The organism is Tepidimonas alkaliphilus, assembly GCF_007556595.1.
In the GTDB taxonomy this organism is placed as follows: Bacteria; Pseudomonadota; Gammaproteobacteria; order Burkholderiales; family Burkholderiaceae_C; genus Tepidimonas; species Tepidimonas alkaliphila.
The window spans coordinates 371,288-386,690 of record NZ_VJNB01000001.1 but is presented as its reverse complement, the minus strand read 5'-3'; the positions used below and the strand labels follow the sequence as shown (position 1 = coordinate 386,690).

Annotated in this window: 14 protein-coding genes and 1 tRNA gene; 9 read left to right on the top strand and 6 right to left on the bottom strand. The window is 69.6% G+C overall.

The window, feature by feature from the left end; all coding sequences use genetic code 11:
* Positions 1 to 8: 8 nt before the first annotated feature.
* Both Talka_RS01840 and Talka_RS01835 read left to right on the top strand, forming a co-directional pair.
* Positions 9 to 467, top strand: coding sequence for a c-type cytochrome (locus Talka_RS01840; RefSeq protein ID WP_185970026.1), 459 nt, complete (start codon positions 9 to 11; stop codon positions 465 to 467).
* Between the two features lie 12 nt (positions 468 to 479).
* Positions 480 to 743: a c-type cytochrome gene (locus tag Talka_RS01835; protein ID WP_185970025.1), complete on the top strand. Its 264-nt coding sequence runs from the start codon at positions 480 to 482 to the stop codon at positions 741 to 743.
* Positions 744 to 806: 63 nt separating this feature from the next.
* Here the strand turns inward: Talka_RS01835 and Talka_RS01830 are convergent, their stop codons facing one another.
* Entirely contained in the window at positions 807 to 2,204 is a 1,398-nt protein-coding gene (locus Talka_RS01830) for a sigma-54 interaction domain-containing protein (protein ID WP_143889381.1), read from the bottom strand.
* Between the two features lie 172 nt (positions 2,205 to 2,376).
* On the opposite strand from Talka_RS01830, the gene Talka_RS01825 reads away from it, so the two are divergent.
* The 4 genes from Talka_RS01825 (at position 2,377) to Talka_RS01810 (ending at position 5,725) form a co-directional block, all read left to right on the top strand.
* Positions 2,377 to 2,766 carry a DUF6858 family protein gene (locus tag Talka_RS01825; RefSeq protein ID WP_143889380.1) on the top strand — a complete coding sequence of 130 codons (390 nt, stop codon included), beginning with the start codon at positions 2,377 to 2,379 and terminating at the stop codon, positions 2,764 to 2,766.
* Between the two features lie 20 nt (positions 2,767 to 2,786).
* Positions 2,787 to 3,776 carry an arsenic resistance protein gene (locus Talka_RS01820; protein WP_143889379.1) on the top strand — a complete coding sequence of 330 codons (990 nt, stop codon included), beginning with the start codon at positions 2,787 to 2,789 and terminating at the stop codon, positions 3,774 to 3,776.
* A gap of 42 nt (positions 3,777 to 3,818) precedes the next feature.
* On the top strand, positions 3,819 to 4,220 hold the full coding sequence (locus Talka_RS01815) for a group II truncated hemoglobin (RefSeq protein ID WP_143889378.1): 402 nt from the start codon (positions 3,819 to 3,821) through the stop codon (positions 4,218 to 4,220).
* Positions 4,221 to 4,384: 164 nt separating this feature from the next.
* Positions 4,385 to 5,725: a GGDEF domain-containing protein gene (locus tag Talka_RS01810; RefSeq protein ID WP_221933832.1), complete on the top strand. Its 1,341-nt coding sequence runs from the start codon at positions 4,385 to 4,387 to the stop codon at positions 5,723 to 5,725.
* Here the strand turns inward: Talka_RS01810 and dnaB are convergent.
* The 4 genes from dnaB to Talka_RS01790 all read right to left on the bottom strand — a co-directional run bounded on the left by dnaB (position 5,713) and on the right by Talka_RS01790 (position 10,638).
* Positions 5,713 to 7,131 (bottom strand): replicative DNA helicase, encoded by a 1,419-nt coding sequence (dnaB, locus tag Talka_RS01805; RefSeq protein ID WP_143889376.1) that lies wholly within the window; start codon positions 7,129 to 7,131, stop codon positions 5,713 to 5,715. The genes Talka_RS01810 and dnaB overlap by 13 nt on opposite strands.
* A gap of 117 nt (positions 7,132 to 7,248) precedes the next feature.
* Positions 7,249 to 7,325, bottom strand: a tRNA-Val gene (locus Talka_RS01800).
* 113 nt (positions 7,326 to 7,438) lie between these two features.
* The gene (locus Talka_RS01795; RefSeq protein ID WP_143889375.1) at positions 7,439 to 9,664 is read right to left on the bottom strand and encodes a RelA/SpoT family protein; all 2,226 of its coding nucleotides are present in this window, start codon (positions 9,662 to 9,664) and stop codon (positions 7,439 to 7,441) included.
* Complete coding sequence (locus Talka_RS01790; RefSeq protein WP_143889374.1) at positions 9,661 to 10,638, bottom strand: alpha/beta fold hydrolase; 978 nt, start codon at positions 10,636 to 10,638, stop codon at positions 9,661 to 9,663. The genes Talka_RS01795 and Talka_RS01790 overlap by 4 nt, the downstream gene beginning before the upstream one ends.
* Positions 10,639 to 10,721: 83 nt before the next feature.
* Between Talka_RS01790 and Talka_RS01785 the strand changes: the two genes are divergently transcribed.
* Positions 10,722 to 11,492: a 3-hydroxybutyrate dehydrogenase gene (locus Talka_RS01785; RefSeq protein WP_143889373.1), complete on the top strand. Its 771-nt coding sequence runs from the start codon at positions 10,722 to 10,724 to the stop codon at positions 11,490 to 11,492.
* Between the two features lie 17 nt (positions 11,493 to 11,509).
* Here the strand turns inward: Talka_RS01785 and Talka_RS01780 are convergent, their stop codons facing one another.
* Entirely contained in the window at positions 11,510 to 12,262 is a 753-nt protein-coding gene (locus tag Talka_RS01780) for an SIMPL domain-containing protein (RefSeq protein ID WP_143889372.1), read from the bottom strand.
* Positions 12,263 to 13,377: 1,115 nt separating this feature from the next.
* Here Talka_RS01780 and ompR point away from each other — a divergent pair.
* Together ompR and Talka_RS01770 are read left to right on the top strand one after the other, a co-directional pair.
* Positions 13,378 to 14,100, top strand: a complete 723-nt coding sequence (gene ompR / locus Talka_RS01775; RefSeq protein ID WP_143889371.1) for an osmolarity response regulator transcription factor OmpR — start codon at positions 13,378 to 13,380, stop codon at positions 14,098 to 14,100.
* A complete protein-coding gene (locus Talka_RS01770; protein ID WP_143889370.1) occupies positions 14,097 to 15,401 on the top strand; it encodes an ATP-binding protein in 1,305 nt (434 codons plus the stop codon). Before ompR ends, Talka_RS01770 begins: the two co-directional genes overlap by 4 nt.
* The last annotated feature ends 2 nt before the right edge of the window (positions 15,402 to 15,403 follow it).

Sequence of the window (15,403 nt, the reverse complement as noted above, 5' to 3'; positions counted from 1 at the left end):
AGCGCACGATGCGACGCATGATCCCTACCCTGCTGGCAGCCGCTGCGCTGCTGGGCATCGGCACCGCGGCGGGTGCCGCCCCCGCCGCGCACGAGGCCGCGCCCGCCTCCGCGTGGACCAGCGCCAGCCTGCGCCAGGCGCTGGCCGCGCTGCCGCCGGGCGACGCCAAGCGGGGCGAGCAGGTGCACCGCCAGATGTTTTGCGCCTCCTGCCACGGCGAGGTTGGCGTGGCGCCGACGCTGAACTGGGCCCACCTGGCCGGCCAGAAGGCCAGCTACACCGCCAAGATGCTGCTGGACTACCAACAGGGCCGGCGGCTGGAAACCGAAGGCGCGCGCCTGATGCGCGACGTGGCGCAAATGCTGACGCCGCAGCAGATCGCCGACGTGGCAGCCTACTACGCCAGCCTGCCGCTGCCGCGCGACGACGGCACGCCGCGGCCCGTGAGCAGCGTCACGCACGCCTAGGCCGAGCAGCTGGTGCGCAAAGGCGACCCGCAGCGCCTGATCACGCCGTGCGCCAGCTGCCACGGCGTCGGCGGCCAGGGCGGCAAGCTGGAGGCGCCGGCGCTGGGCGGCCAAAATCCGGTCTATTTTGTGCGCACCATGCTGCACTACCACGGCGGGCAGCGCCACAACGACGTCGCCAAGGGCATGCGCTTCTTCGCCGAGCGGCTCAGCCGCGCCGAGATCGAGGCGCTGGCGGCCTACTACGCCGACCTGCCTGCAACGCGGCGGCGCTGAGGCGGAGGATGCGGCGCCGCAGCCGCCCATGGTCGCGCTGCCGCGTCGAGGGCCGATGGCGCCTCAGGCGCGGTCGGGCTGCCGATCTGGTGATCCCGGCCCGTCGTCGAGCAGGCCGTGGGCCTTGAGCTTGCGGTAGAGCGTGCGCTCGCTGATACCCAGGCGCGCCGCCAGCGCCGCGCGGCTGCCGTGGTGCGCCTGCAGCGCGCGGCGCAGCGTCTCACGCTCGCGCTCGCGGCGCGCCGTCGGCAGCGGGGCCTCGTCGGGAGGCTCCTGCGGGCCATCGGGCTCAATCGCCAAGGCCGCTGCCGTGCTGGCTGGCGCGGCGCGGCGGCCGGCGGCCAGCGCCTCCTCCACGTGCTCCGGCAGGATCTCATCGCCGTCGCACCACAGCGCCGCATGCTCCAGCACGTTGCGCAGCTCGCGCACGTTGCCCGGAAACGGATGCACCATCAGACGCTGCAACGCCTGCGGGTGCAACGTCAGCCGCCGCTGGGGCCACACGCGACGCAGCAGCGCCTCCGCCAGCAGCGGGATGTCCTCGCGCCGCTCGCGCAGCGGCGGCAGGTGGATGGGAAACGTGGACAGCCGGTAATACAGGTCCTCGCGGAAGCGCCCTTGCCGCATCATCGCCTCCAGGTCGCGATGCGTGGCCGACACCACGCGCACGTCGGTGCGGCGCAGCTCGGTGCTGCCGACGCGCCGGTAGGTGCCGGACTCCAGCAGACGCAGCAGCTTGACCTGCATCGTCATGGGGATGTCGCCCACCTCGTCGAGAAACAGCGTGCCGCCGTGGGCCGCTTCCACCAGCCCGATTTTGGTGTGCGTGGCGCCGGTGAACGCGCCTTTTTCATGCCCAAACACCTCGGACTCAAACAGCGACTCCGGCAGACTGGAGCAGTCCACCACCACCAGCGGGCGCGAGGCGCGCGGGCTGCCTTCGTGGATGGCGCGCGCCACCAGCTCCTTGCCGGTGCCGGATTCGCCCAGCAGCAGCACGCTGGCCTGCGCCGGCGCGGCGCGCGCCACGCGCGCCAACATGCGCTGAAACGCCGGCGAGCGCCCGACCAGCATCGCCGCCTCGTCGCTGCGCGGACGGGCGCTGGGCAGCGCGGCCACCTTCTCGACAAACACATGCAGCTTGCCATGGGCATCGGGCAGCGGCGTCAGCTCGATGTTGACGTATTCCTCCCCCTTGGGCGTGTGGTGCAGGTGCAGCACGCGCTCGCGCGCGCCAGAGCGCAACGACAGTGCCAGCGGGCAGGATTCGCCGGCCTGGTCGCACGGCCGGTCGAAACGGTGCGACACCTCATAACAACGCCGCCCGACGACCTCCCCATTGGGGCTAAAGGCCAGGCGGTAGGCCGTGTTGGCCGCCAGGATGCGGTAGTGACGGTCAAACAGGATGTGCGGCTCGGGCAAGCTTTCGAGAAAGGCGATGAGTTCGTGGAGGGACTGCATGGGCGCCTCACCTTGACTGCCAATATTGTCAGACAAGAAGGCGATGCCGGAGCAACCCCACCCCATGGCGCGCGAAGCACGCAGGCGCGCCGACACGGTCGCCGCTGGCACGGCTCGTGCATTCCTGCCCAGGGGTTCGTCCCCAGCATCTTTTCCGACGAGGCTTTTGACCATGCAATCCTTGCACTTTCAAGAGAAATACCCCATCACCGTGCTCGACCTCGACAAGAGCGAAACCACCTACCGCAGCGCGGAGGAGATCGCGGCTTACTTCCGCCAATGCATCGAGCGCACGCCGCGCGTGACTTACCTCGGCACCTTCGACCACCTGGCGCACACGCGCGCCATCGGCGGCGAGGTGGCCCCCAACATCCAGGCCGCCCTCAACGTGCTGTTCTGCTTCGGCCACGCGTTGCCGAATCCGCAGGTGCTGGCGGTGCGTCCGCGCTCGATCGGCATTGCCGACACCGGCTCGCACTTCGTCATCAGCTTCATGGACGCGCCGATGAAGCCCGCCAACGATGCCATGCAGGCGTGGGCGCTGGCGCTGCGCAACGCCTAAGCCGCAACCGGAGGCCGCCCATGTGGACGCTGCTGCAGTGGCTGCAGAAAAACCTGGTCTGGAGCATTCCCGGCGCGATGGCGCTGGGCCTGCTGCTGGGGCCCTGGCTGCCGGAGCCGGCGCTGCGCGCGCTGATCCTGCCGCTGACCTTCCTCATGGTGTATCCGATGATGGTTGGCGTCGATCTGCGCGAGCTGCTACGCCCCGGCGGGCTGCGGCTGCAGGGCGTGACGCTGGCGGTCAACTTCGTGCTGCTGCCGGCGATCGGCTACGCGCTAGGGCTGCTGTTTTTCCCCGAGCAGCCGATGCTGCGGCTGGCGTTGCTGCTAACCGCGCTGCTGCCGACCTCGGGCATGACCATCTCGTGGACCGGCATGGCCAAGGGCAATGTGCCGGCTGCCGTGCGCATGACGGTGATCGGCCTGTTGGCCGGCTCGCTGCTGGCGCCGCTGTACCTGCGCGCACTGCTCGGCGCGGTGGTGCCGGTGCCACTGCTGCAGGTGTTTGCGCAGATCGCGCTGATCGTGCTGCTGCCGCTGGCGCTGGGCACCGCCACGCGCCGCTGGCTGGTGGTGCGGCATGGCGAGGCGGCGTTCAAGCAGCGGCTCGCACCGCGCTTTGCGCCGCTTTCCACGCTGGGGGTGCTCGGCATCGTCGCGGTGTCGCTGGCGCTGAAGGCCAACGACATCCTGGCCCACCCGGCGCAACTGCCGGCGCTGCTGGCGCCGCTGCTCGTGCTCTACGGCGTTAACTTTGCGCTCAGCACGGCGCTGGCGCGCGCCCTGTTCGCGCGCGGCGATGGCATCGCGCTGGTCTATGGCACCGTCATGCGCAACCTGTCGATCGCCCTGGCCATCGCGATGGGGGTGTTCGGCGCCGCCGGCGCCGAGGCGGCCTTGCTGATCGCGCTGGCTTACATCGTGCAGGTGCAGGCCGCTGCGTGGTATGTGCGGTTGACGCCGCGGCTCTTTGGCCCTGCACCTGAGGCGGGTGTTCAGCGAGCGGCCTAAACCGCGCTTGCCATCATCCCTACGTTGAGGAGGACGGCATCCGTGAATCCCTCTCCGACCACCCCTTACGCAGCGCTCGGCGGCGAGCCAGCGGTGCGTCGGCTTGTCCATCGCTTCTACGACCTGATGGAAGAGCTGCCCGAGGCCCAAGACGTACGCCGAATGCATCCCCCAAGCCTAGCGCACGCGCGCCAGAGCCTGTTTGAATTTTTGTCAGGCTGGCTCGGAGGGCCGCCGCTTTACGTTCAAAAGCGCGGGCACCCCCGGCTGCGGATGCGGCACCTGGCGTTTGCCATTGGACCGCGGGAGCGCGACCAGTGGATGCTGTGCATGCGCCTGGCGCTGGCCGAAGAGGTGGCCGACGAAGGTCTGCGCCACGCTCTGACGGAAGCGCTGCAGCAACTGGCCGATCACATGGTCAACGTCACCCCTGCCGCCGCGTAAAGCGACGCCGGGCTCGCGGCGACATCCCCTAAACGGGGGATGTTCAAGCGAGTTCAAGCGGGCTACGATGATAGTTTTGGCATTCCGGTCGTCGTGGCATGCATCGTCAGCCCTCGCTTCCGCTCCACGTGGAGGCCGCCGCTGCGGCCACGTGGGATTGGCCCGTGCCGGCGCCGCTGCTGTTGGCGTTGGCGTGCGAGTGGCTTTGGGTGATGGATGACCAGCACCGCCTGGTGCGCATGGCGCGCCTGGACGGCAGGCCCCTGCCCGCCGAGTTGCGCAACGCGCTGGGCCACGCGCCATGGGACAGTCCGGTCTTCCACCCCGGCCCGGACGCCTGGCGGCGTCACCGGCGCGTGTTGGAGCTACGTCAGCCGTTTGCCGGCCTGGAACTGGGCTGGCGCCGCCCCGGGCGCGCGTTGCGCTGGTGCGCCATCAGCGGCATGCCACGCTTCGACGCGGCAGGGCAATTCATCGGCTACGTCGGCGTGGCGCAAGACATCACCGCGCGCAAGCGCACCGAGCAGGCGCTGCGGCGGGTGCGCGCCGACCTCTCCACCACCTTGAGGGCGCTGCCGGATTTAATGTTCGAAATCGATCGGGACGGGGTGTTTCATGGCGTGCACGCACCGCGGCCGGAGCTGCTGTGGACGCCCGCTGAGGCGATCGTCGGACGCAACCACCGCGAGTTGCTGCCGCCCGAAGTATGGCAGGTGGGGGAGCAAGCGCTGCTTGAGGCCCAACGGCACGGCCAAGCGTATGGCTACCGTTACCCGCTGGATCTGCCGGCAGGGCGGCGCTGGTTTGAGCTTTCCGCCGCGCGCAAAGAAGGCGACGCTCAAGATGAGCGTTTCGTCGTGCTGGTGCGCGACATCACCGAGCTCAAGCGCCGTGAGGATGAGCTCAGCGAGCTGGCGTTTTACGACGCGCTGACCGGCCTGCCCAACCGCCGCCTTCTGCTGGACCGCATCGAGCAGGCGCTGCTGCGCCAGGGCCGCGAGCCATCGTGGTGCGCGTTGCTGTTCATCGATCTGGACGATTTCAAAGGCATCAACGATGCCCACGGCCACGCCGCGGGCGACCAGGTGCTGCGGGCGGTGGCGCGGCGTTTGCGCGCCAGCGTGCGCGACACCGACCCGCTGGGGCGCTTGGGCGGTGACGAGTTCGTCGCGCTGCTGACCGATCTGGGTCGAAACGCCGAGGCTGCGCGGCAAGTGGCGCAGCGCGTGGGGCGTTCGCTGCTGCGGCGCTTGCGCCAGCCGGTGGAAGAAGCCGCCGGCGTGGCGCCATCGGCCAGCATCGGCATCCTGATGTTTTACGGCCGGCATGCGTTGGGGGCCCTGCTGGCGCAAGCCGACTGGTTGATGTATCGAGCCAAAGGCGGGGGCAAAGGGCGACTCAGCCTGCGCTGGTTTGGCGAATCCGCCGATGTGCCTTCCCCCTGCCCGCCCGCTGCGGACGCTGAGGACGCTGCCGACCCCCCTGCTCGCCCTCAGGGCGCATAGCCGGCCAGATTCTCAAAGCGCGTCAGCGCGCTCAGGAACGCCAGCTTGACGGTGCCCGTGGGGCCGTTGCGCTGCTTGCCGATGATGATCTCGGCCACGCCCGGCTCCTTGCACTGCTCCTTGGTGTAATACTCGTCGCGGTAGATGAACATGATGATGTCGGCGTCCTGCTCGATCGCGCCCGATTCCCTCAAGTCCGACATCATCGGCCGCTTGTCGGTGCGCTGCTCCACGCCGCGGTTGAGCTGCGACAGCGCGATCACCGGGCACTGCAGCTCCTTGGCCAGCATCTTCAGGCCGCGCGAGATCTCGCCCAGCTCGGTGGCGCGGTTTTCCTCGCCGGAGCCGGAGCCGTTCATCAGCTGCAGGTAGTCCACCACGATCAGCCCGAGCTTGCCGCACTGGCGCGCCAGCCGGCGCGCGTTGGCGCGCAGCTCCGCGGGGGTGAGCCCCGGCGTCTCGTCGATGAACAGCGAGACTTGGCGCAGCTTTTCCACCGCTTCGATCAGGCGCGGCCACTCCTCGGGCGTGAGCTTGCCAGTGCGCAAGTGGCTCTGGTTGATGCGCCCGATCGAGCCGACGATGCGCACCGCCAGTTGGGCCGCGCCCATCTCCATCGAAAACACCGCCACCGGCAGCCCTTCGTGCAGCGCCACGTGCTCGGCGATGTTGATCGCAAAGGCCGTCTTGCCCATGCTGGGGCGCGCGGCGATGATGATCAGGTCACCCGGCTGCAGGCCAGCGGTCATGCGGTCGAGGTCGATAAAGCCCGTGGGTACCCCGGTGATGTCGTTGGGGTTGTCGGCCATCTCCTGCACGCGGTCGAGCAGCTCCACCACCAGCTTGTCCATCGACTGAAAGCCTTGCTTGAGGCGGCTGCCTTCCTCGCCGATCGACAGGATTTTTTGCTCGGCCTCATCCAGGATGGCAGCCACCGGCTTGCCGCGCGGGGTCAGCGCCTGCGCGGCGATCTCGTCGCTGGCGGCGATGAGCTTGCGCAGAATAGCGCGTTCGCGCACGATCTCGGCGTAGCGGCGGATGTTGGCGGCGCTGGGCACAAATTGCGCCAGCTGGTTCAGATACGCCAGCCCGCCGACCTCGTCGGCGCGGCCCAGCGAGCTCAAGTGCTCGTGCACCGTGACGACGTCCGCAGGCTTGCCCGCGCCGATCAAAGCCGCGATGGCGGCAAAAATCCACTGATGTTCGGGACGGTAGAAATCATGATCCGTGATCAAATCGGCCACCCGATCCCAGGCGCCGTTGTCCAGCAGCAGGCCGCCCAGCACGCTGGATTCGGCCTCCAGCGAATGGGGCGGCACGCGCAGCGCGGCCAACTGCGCGTCGTGCTCCAGCGGCGGCAAAGCGGGCCCCCATGGGGCAGAGATGGACGACGGGTCGGGCTCCATGGCTGCGCAACGGGAAAGGATGACGTTCCGCTGACGACGCGAACCGCCTCAAATCTGGACACAAAAAAACCGCTTACCTTTAGGAAGCGGTTTTTAGACACAGGAAAAGGTAACCCATGGTAGGCGCGATTGGATTCGAACCAACGACCCCCACCGTGTCAAGGTGGTACTCTAACCAACTGAGCTACGCGCCTAAGCTGATGCGTTGCTGACGACGTTTAGGCTTGCTTTGATATCGTCAACAGATCTCGAATTATAAACGAAAAAGCCGCTCTTTCCGGCGCGGCCCAGCCCGCCGTCGCGGCGCTCAGCGCCGCCAGACCTTCAGCACCCCGGGCACATCGGCCAGCACCGCCATCACGCGCGCCACGCGCGAGGCGTCGCTGACCTCCACCGTGAACGTCATCCAGGCGGTGTCCTTGACGGTCTGCGTCTGCACGCCGACGACGTTGATCTTCTCGCGCGCAAAAGCCTCGGAGATGTCGCGCAGCAGGCCTTGGCGATCCTGGGCCTGCACGCCCACGTCCACCGCATACACCGGCCCATGGGGCCCGTCCGACGGCGCCGCAGCCCAGGCCACATCGATGACCCGATGCGGCTGGCGGGCAGCCAGCGCGGCAAAGTCCGGGCAGTCGGCGCGGTGGACGCTGACGCCCTTGCCGCGCGTGACAAAGCCGCGGATGTCGTCGGGCGGCGCCGGCTTGCAGCAGCGCGCCAGCGTCGTCATCAGCGAGCCGACCCCCACCACCAGCACGTCGCCGGCGCGCGCCGCTGCCGGGCGCGCTTTCTTCACCACCAGCGGCGCCGGCTCGGCGGCGGCCGCTGGCGGCGGCGCCAGCGCCTGCTCCACCGCGCGCAGCGTGATGGCTTCCTTGCCAACGGCCTCGAACAGCGCGTCCGGATTGGCAAAGCCCAGCGCCTCGGCCAGCGCCTCCAGGCTCGTGCCGGTGCGCCCCTCGCGCTGCAGCAGCCGCTCGACCTGCTCGCGCCCGCGCGCGATGTTTTCCTGCGCCGCCAGGTGGTTGAACCAGGCCCGCACCTTGGCCTTGGCGCGGTGGCTGACCAGGTAGCCGGCCTCCGGGTTGAGCCAGTCGCGCGACGGGCCGCCTTCCTTGGCGGCGATGATCTCCACCGTCTGGCCGGTGGCCAGCGGCGTGTTGAGCGGCACCATCTGCCCGTCCACGCGCGCGCCGCGGCAACGGTGGCCCAGGTCGGTGTGCACCGCGTAGGCGAAGTCCACCGGCGTGGCGCCCTTGGGCAGCTCGACGATGGCGGCCTGCGGCGTGAAGACGTAGATGGTGTCGTCGAACAGCCCGTGCGCCATGCCGCTCAGGTCGCGCTGCCAGGCCAGCAGCTGGCGCAGCACGGCGATCTTGGCGTCGTAGCTGGAGGCGGCCGTCACCCCGGCGTAGCCCTTGGTGCCAGCCTCCTTGTAGGCCCAGTGCGCGGCCACGCCGTGCTCGGCGTGCTCGTGCATGGCGCGCGTGCGAATCTGGATCTCGAACGTGCGCCCCTGCACGTCGCGCACCACGGTGTGCAGCGACTGGTAGCCATTGGGCTTGGGGCGCGCGATGTAGTCGTCGAACTCCTCCGGCACCGGGGTGAAGTGTTCGTGCACCCACGCCAGCACGCGGTAGCACTCCTCCACCGTGCCGACGATGACGCGCAGGGCGCGCAGGTCATAGACCTGGTCGAACGCCAGGCCCTTGCCGCGCATCTTCCTGACGATGCTGACGATGTGCTTGGGCCGGCCCTGCACCTGCACGTCCAGCCCCTGGGCGCGCAGCTCGCGCTCCAGCTGCTGGCGCACCTGCTCGACCACCGTCTCGCGCTCAGCGCGCTTTTCGTCCAGCAGCCGCGCGATCTCCTTGTAGGTCTGCGGCTCCAGGAAGCGGAACGCCAGATCCTCCAGCTCCCACTTCAGCTGCCAGATGCCGAGCCGGTTGGCCAGCGGCGCAAAGACGTGCATCGCCTCGGCAGCCACCAGCCGCGGCGGCGGCTGCTTGACGGCGGCGTGGTAGCGCAGCGTCTGCAGCCGCGAAGCCAGCCGCAGCAGCACCACGCGCAAGTCGCGCGAGAACGCCAGCAGCATCTTGCGCACGTTCTCGGTCTGAACGCGGTCGAGCTCGCTGGCCGGCGCGCCCGGCTCGGCGGGCTGCGCGCGCTGGCGCGCCTGACGCTGCAGCTGAATGAGCTTATGCGTCTCCAGCGCCACGTCGGCCAGCGCCTCGCCGAACGCCTTGGCGATGCTCTCGCGCGGTCGTGCCAGGAACCCCACGGCATAAACAAGGTAGGCGCAGGCGCGCAGCTCGGCGGTGGCGCCGATGCGCTGCAGGATGGCGGCCACGCCGTCGGCGTGATCCAGCGCCGGCTCGCCGGTGTCGAGCCGCTCGCCGGCCAGCAGCGGCTCGGCGAACGCGCGGGCGCGCTGCAACGCGCGTTCGTCGTGCGCCTGCGGCGACGCCAGCGCCGCGTGGATGGCCGCCGTGCTGGCGCGCGTCTCGGGCGACTCGCTCAGGGCCGTGCTGATCATGGCTCGAGCAGGAAGTCGCGCACCGCGCGCACCTGGTCGGGTTGCACCAGCGTCGGCGCATGGCCGACGCCCGCAAACTCCACCAGCCGCGCGCGCGGGCCGCGCTGCGTCATCGCCAGCGCCGTGGCGCGCGACAGCAAATCGGACTCAGCCCCGCGCAGCAGCAGGGTCGGGCAGCCGATTGCATCGTAGAGGGCCCACAGCATCGCCTCGCCGGCCTGGGCGGCGGCCTCCGAAGCGAGCTGCGCCGCCCGCGGGTCGGCTGCGGCAGCGGCGCGCTGCGCCTGCACCATGGCCCGAAACGGGATCGCCAGCGCCGGGTCGTAGTGCAGCCGCCAGCCGCCGCCAGGCGCCGGGCGCAGCATCGGCCGCGTCAGCGCCAGCCACTGCTCGCGCGTGTGCGGCCCGAACGTCGGCGAGGCCGCCCACAGCGCGTCGGCCGCCTCCTCCACGGTGGCGAACACCGGGTCGGCGCCGACGTAGAGCGCGATGCGCTCCAGCGACGCCGGTTCGATCACCGGGCCGACGTCGTTGAGGACGAGCCGGTGGATCGCCGCCGCCGGCTGCGCCGCCACCGCCATGCCGATCAGGCCGCCCATGCTGGTGCCAACCCAGTCCACCGTCAGCGCCAGGGGATCGCCGCCGGTGGCCAGCGCGTGCCGCTGGCGCAGGTGGCCCACCAGCGCCATCAGATCGGCCACGTAGGTCGGCAGCTGGTAGGCCATCGGGTCGTCGAGCCAGTCGCTTTCGCCGCGGCCAGCCACGTCCACCGCTGCCACCGCCATGTGCGGCGCCAGCGCCTGCGCCAGCACGTCGAAGTCGCGCGCCTGCCGCGTCAGCCCGTGCACGCAGACGACGACGCGCGGCGGATGGGCGCAGCCGGTGGCATTCCACCACCACCACGCGAGGTGGCGCGGCCCGCCCCCGCGCGCGGCGGGGCCGGGGACGCACAGGCGTTGCAGGACGGGTTCCATAGGGTGATCGCGTCAGGATCGCCGCGGCGGCATAATGGGTTGTTCCGAACCCGCATCGTAGCGGATTGCAAGGAGGGCCACGTATGCTGCAAGGCAAAACGGCGCTGGTGACCGGCTCCACCAGCGGCATTGGACTGGGCATCGCCAAGGCATTGGCGGCGCGCGGCGCCCAGATCGTGTTGAATGGCTTCGGCGATGTGGAGCGTGCACGCGCCGAGATCGAAGCGCTGGGCGCGCCGGTTCTCTACCACGGCGCCGACATGAGCAAGCCCGCCGAGATCGAGGACCTGATGCGCGCGGCGGCGGCGCGCTTTGGCCGCGTGGATATTCTGGTCAACAACGCCGGCATCCAGCACGTCGCGCCGATCGAGGACTTCCCTGCGGAGCGCTGGGATGCGATCCTGGCGATCAACCTCAGCAGCGCCTTTCACACCATCCGGCTGGCGCTGCCGGCAATGCGCGCAGCCGGCTGGGGCCGCATCATCAACGTCGCCTCGGTGCACGGGCTGGTGGCCTCGGCGCAAAAATCGGCTTACGTGGCCGCCAAGCATGGGCTGGTGGGCCTGACCAAAGTGGTGGCGCTGGAGACCGCCACCACCGGTATCACTTGCAACGCCATCTGCCCCGGCTGGGTGTTGACGCCGCTGGTGCAAAAGCAGGTCGATGCCAAGGCCGCCGCGCAAGGGCTGAGCCCCTCGGAAGCCACGCGCCAGCTGCTCAGCGAAAAGCAGCCTTCGCTGCAATTCACCACGCCGGAGCAATTGGGCGAGCTGGCGGTGTTCCTATGCTCGCCGGCGGCCGACAACGTGCGCGGCGTGGCCTGGAATGTCGATGGCGGCTGGGTCGCGCAATAAGGACGGCCCGCGCGGCGTCACGGCTGCAACGTGATGCTGCCGGAGACCGTAACCTGCAACCATTCCAAGCCTGGCTCCAGCGGCAGCGCCGCGCCGCTCTCCGCGCTGGCCGGCAACGCCAGGGTGCGCAAGCCCACCGGTTCGCCTGCGCCTGCTGGCCTGGCCAAGCTGACGTGCGCCTCGCGCAGCACCCAGCCGCGTGCGCCAAAAGCGCGTGCGACCTCGTCGGCCTGCTGGCGAAAGGCCTCGATGGCCTGCTGGCGCAGCGCGGACTCGGCCTCGCGGCGCGTCTCGCGCGCCAGCTCCAGCCGCACGGCGCCGACCGCGAGCCCCGGCAACCCCTGCGTCAGCGCGGCCACGCGCGCCAGGTCGCGCCCCTGCACGCGCAGCTCGGCGCTGCCTAGCCAGCCGACGATCTGCCCTTCACGCCCGTAGCGCGGCTGGACCACGAAGCTGCCGCTGCTGACTTCGAAGTCGCCTGGCTGCTGGTGCGCCCGCAACGACGTCAGCGCCAGTTGCACCGTCTGGCGCAACTGGGCTTGCACCGCGGCCGCTTCGCTGCCTTGCTGGTGCGCCACCAGCGTGACGACCGCCCAGTCGTGCGGCAGGCGGCGTTCCGCCTGCGCCTGCAGGTGCACCACACGGGCCGCCGGCTCAACCACCGGGTTTGGGGTCGTGGCCGCGGCGGTGCACGACAACGCCGCCAACCCGACCGCGGCCATCAACCGACGGGCTGCCGACAGCGCGCGGAGTATTTGGGATCTCATCATTCGTTGGACTCCCTCACACGCGGGGCCCACCGCAGCCGGCGCATCGCTGGGCTAGCTTAGGCCAGCCTTCCAGCCCCAGCGCTGCAACGCCGCTGCGGTTTGCCGCCACAGGCGCCGACGCGCCATCCCGGAAGTGCAACAACAGCGCCGGCATCGAGAGTGTAAAGGCGCCCTGATGCCCCCCTGCCCGTTCAGCGCGCGAGCCTGATCTTCATTCCCTTTTCAAGTCGGGGAGTCTCAACAGAAGGGCAAGCCGATGCTGGATGACAACGGGTCTTGATCCCCTTTTGAAAGTCGGGGCACCTCCACCCGCGACCTCGCCCGCAAGGGCGACAGGCGTGGTCTTAATCCCCTTTTGAAAGTCGGGGTACCTCCACGGGACGCCCTGTTCGGCATGAACACGGGCGTCGTCTTAATCCCCTTTTGAAAGTCGGGGTACCTCCACCATCATGAGCGGCACCATCGGCGCTGCTGAGAAGTCTTAATCCCCTTTTGAAAGTCGGGGCACCTCCACCCTGGAAAAGGCCTTTTGGGCCACTCGAGGCGTCTTAATCCCCTTTTGAAAGTCGGGGCACCTCCACCTTACGACCGCGCCAACCTGGAGTACCAGAATCGTCTTAATCCCCTTTTGAAAGTCGGGGCACCTCCACTCTACCCCAAAAATGGGCTTGTGGGTCAACCACTTATCCAGCCTGTTGCGGACGAGCAACTGAGCCGAGGCCACCTGGCTACGTCCGAACGGCTTGCGAAGCGAAGTATAAGCCAAAGTTCTCAGTCCACAGAGCTCGCGGACAACTTTTTTAAGAAGTTACATTAATAAAAAATCATAAACATCTGTTTGAAAAGAACTCTTTTCCACGGCGACAAGCCCCGGGCGCTTTTCCGATGGCCGAAGGGATGACTCGTCCGCGAACACCGATCCGTCACCCATCGCGGGGCGCAGAAGGCAAGCGTGACATGCTTGGCCTCTTGTTCAACGGGATGCTGCCCGCCTCGTTACGCTTGGTTGCACGTGGCGGGCGTCTTTGGGATGACAATCGGGTGCGACCGGCGCGCGCGTCCGTGGCGGCGTGCGACGTCCGGCTGCCTTGGACCTTTGCGTTGACCAACCTGCCATGCCATCACGCCGCCCGCTTCGCTTGATTGTGGTGGATGACGACGCCCGCATCCGCGAGCTGTTGCAACGCTACCTGACGCAGGAGGGCTTTGACGTCCTGCTGGCCGAGGACGGCGCGCGGCTGGACCGCCTACTGCAGCGCGAGACCGCCGACCTGATCGTGCTGGACTTGATGCTGCCGGGCGAGGATGGCCTGAGCATCTGCCGGCGGCTGCGCGCGGCGGGTGACGCCACGCCGATCATCATGCTGACCGCCAAGGGCGAAGATGTGGATCGCATCGTCGGGCTGGAGCTGGGCGCGGACGACTACCTGCCCAAGCCCTTCAACCCGCGCGAGCTGCTGGCGCGCATCCACGCCGTGCTGCGCCGCCGCCCGCCGCCAGAGGCGCCGGGGGCGGCAGCGGCCGACGGCGCGGTGGTGACGTTCGGGCCGTTCACCTTCGACCTCGGGCGGCGGCGCCTGCTGCGCGACGGCCAGGACGTGCCGCTGACCACCGGCGAGTATGCGATGCTGAAGGCGCTGGTGCGCCACCCGCGCCAGCCGATGTCGCGCGAGAAGTTGGCGCAGCTGGCGCGCGGGCGCGAGTTCGAGCCGTTCGACCGCAGCCTGGACGTGCAGGTCTCGCGCCTGCGCAAGCTGATCGAGCCCGACCCGGCCAACCCGCGCTACATCCAGACCGTCTGGGGCGTGGGCTACATGTTCGTGCCGGACGACCGATGAGCCTGTTCTGGCGCAACTTCCTGCTGCTGGCGGGGCTGCTGGCGCTGTCGGTGTTGGCGTGGTTCCAGGCGCTGCGCACGCTGGAGCAGGAGCCGCGCGCGCTGCAGAGCGCGCAGGCGCTGGCCTCGCTGGTCAACCTGACGCGCGCGGCGCTGATCTACACCGACCCGATCGCGCGCGTAGCGCTGGTCAAGACGCTGGTTGACGAGGAAAACGTGCGCATCGCCGTGCGCGACGCGGCTGACGAGCACCAGCCCTACCCGCCCGGCACGCTGGGGGCGCGCGTGGCGCAGGCGCTGCAGGACAAGCTCGGCCCCGGCACCATCGTCGCGCGCGAGGTCAACGGCTTCGACGGCCTGTGGATCGGCTTTGCGATCGAGGATGAGAAATACTGGCTGCTGGCCGACCCGTCGCGGCTGGCCGGCGTGCAGGGGCGCACATGGCTGGTGTGGGGCGCCACGGCGCTGGGGTTGTCGCTGCTCGGGGCGGTGCTGATCACGCGCGTGATCAACCGCCCGCTGCAGCAGCTCGCCCAGGCCGCGCGCCGCGTCGGCGAGGGCGACTTCGACGGCGCCCGGCTGGATGAGAACCAGCCGACGCGCGAGATCGCCAGCGTCAACCACGCCTTCAACGCCATGGCGGCGCGGCTGGCGCGCTCGGAGGCCGACCGGCGGCTGATGCTGGCCGGCATCTCGCACGACCTGCGCACGCCGCTGGCGCGGCTGCGGCTGGAGATCGAGCTCGGCGTGCCCGATGCCGCCACGCGCAGCCGCATGGCCGATGATGTTGCCGAGGTGGACGCCATCTTGGCCCAATTTCTCGATTTTGCGCGCGAGCGTCCCCTGCAAATGGAGGAGCTGCCCCTTGGCCTGGCGCTGGAGCGCGCCGCCGCCCCCTATCGCGGGCGCAGCGACGTCGAGCTCCACGTGCGCTGTCCAGCCGAGCTGCGCGTGCGCGCCGACGCCACCGTGCTGCAGCGGCTGCTGGCCAACCTGCTGGAAAACGCCGCCCGCCACGGGCGCAGCCCCGACGGCACGGTGCGCGTGGAAATCGACGCCCGGCGCAACGCCGACGGCACGGTGGCGCTGCGGGTGCGCGACCACGGCCCCGGGGTGCCGGCGGACGCGCTGCCGCGTCTGACCGAGCCGTTCTACCGCGCCGAGGCGGCGCGCACCACGCCCGGCAGCGGGCTGGGGCTGGCGATCGTGCGCCGCGGCGCCGAGCGCCTGGGTGGCCGGCTGACGCTGGCGCTGGCCGAGGGCGGCGGGCTGGAGGCGACACTGCACCTGCCGGCGGCGTAACG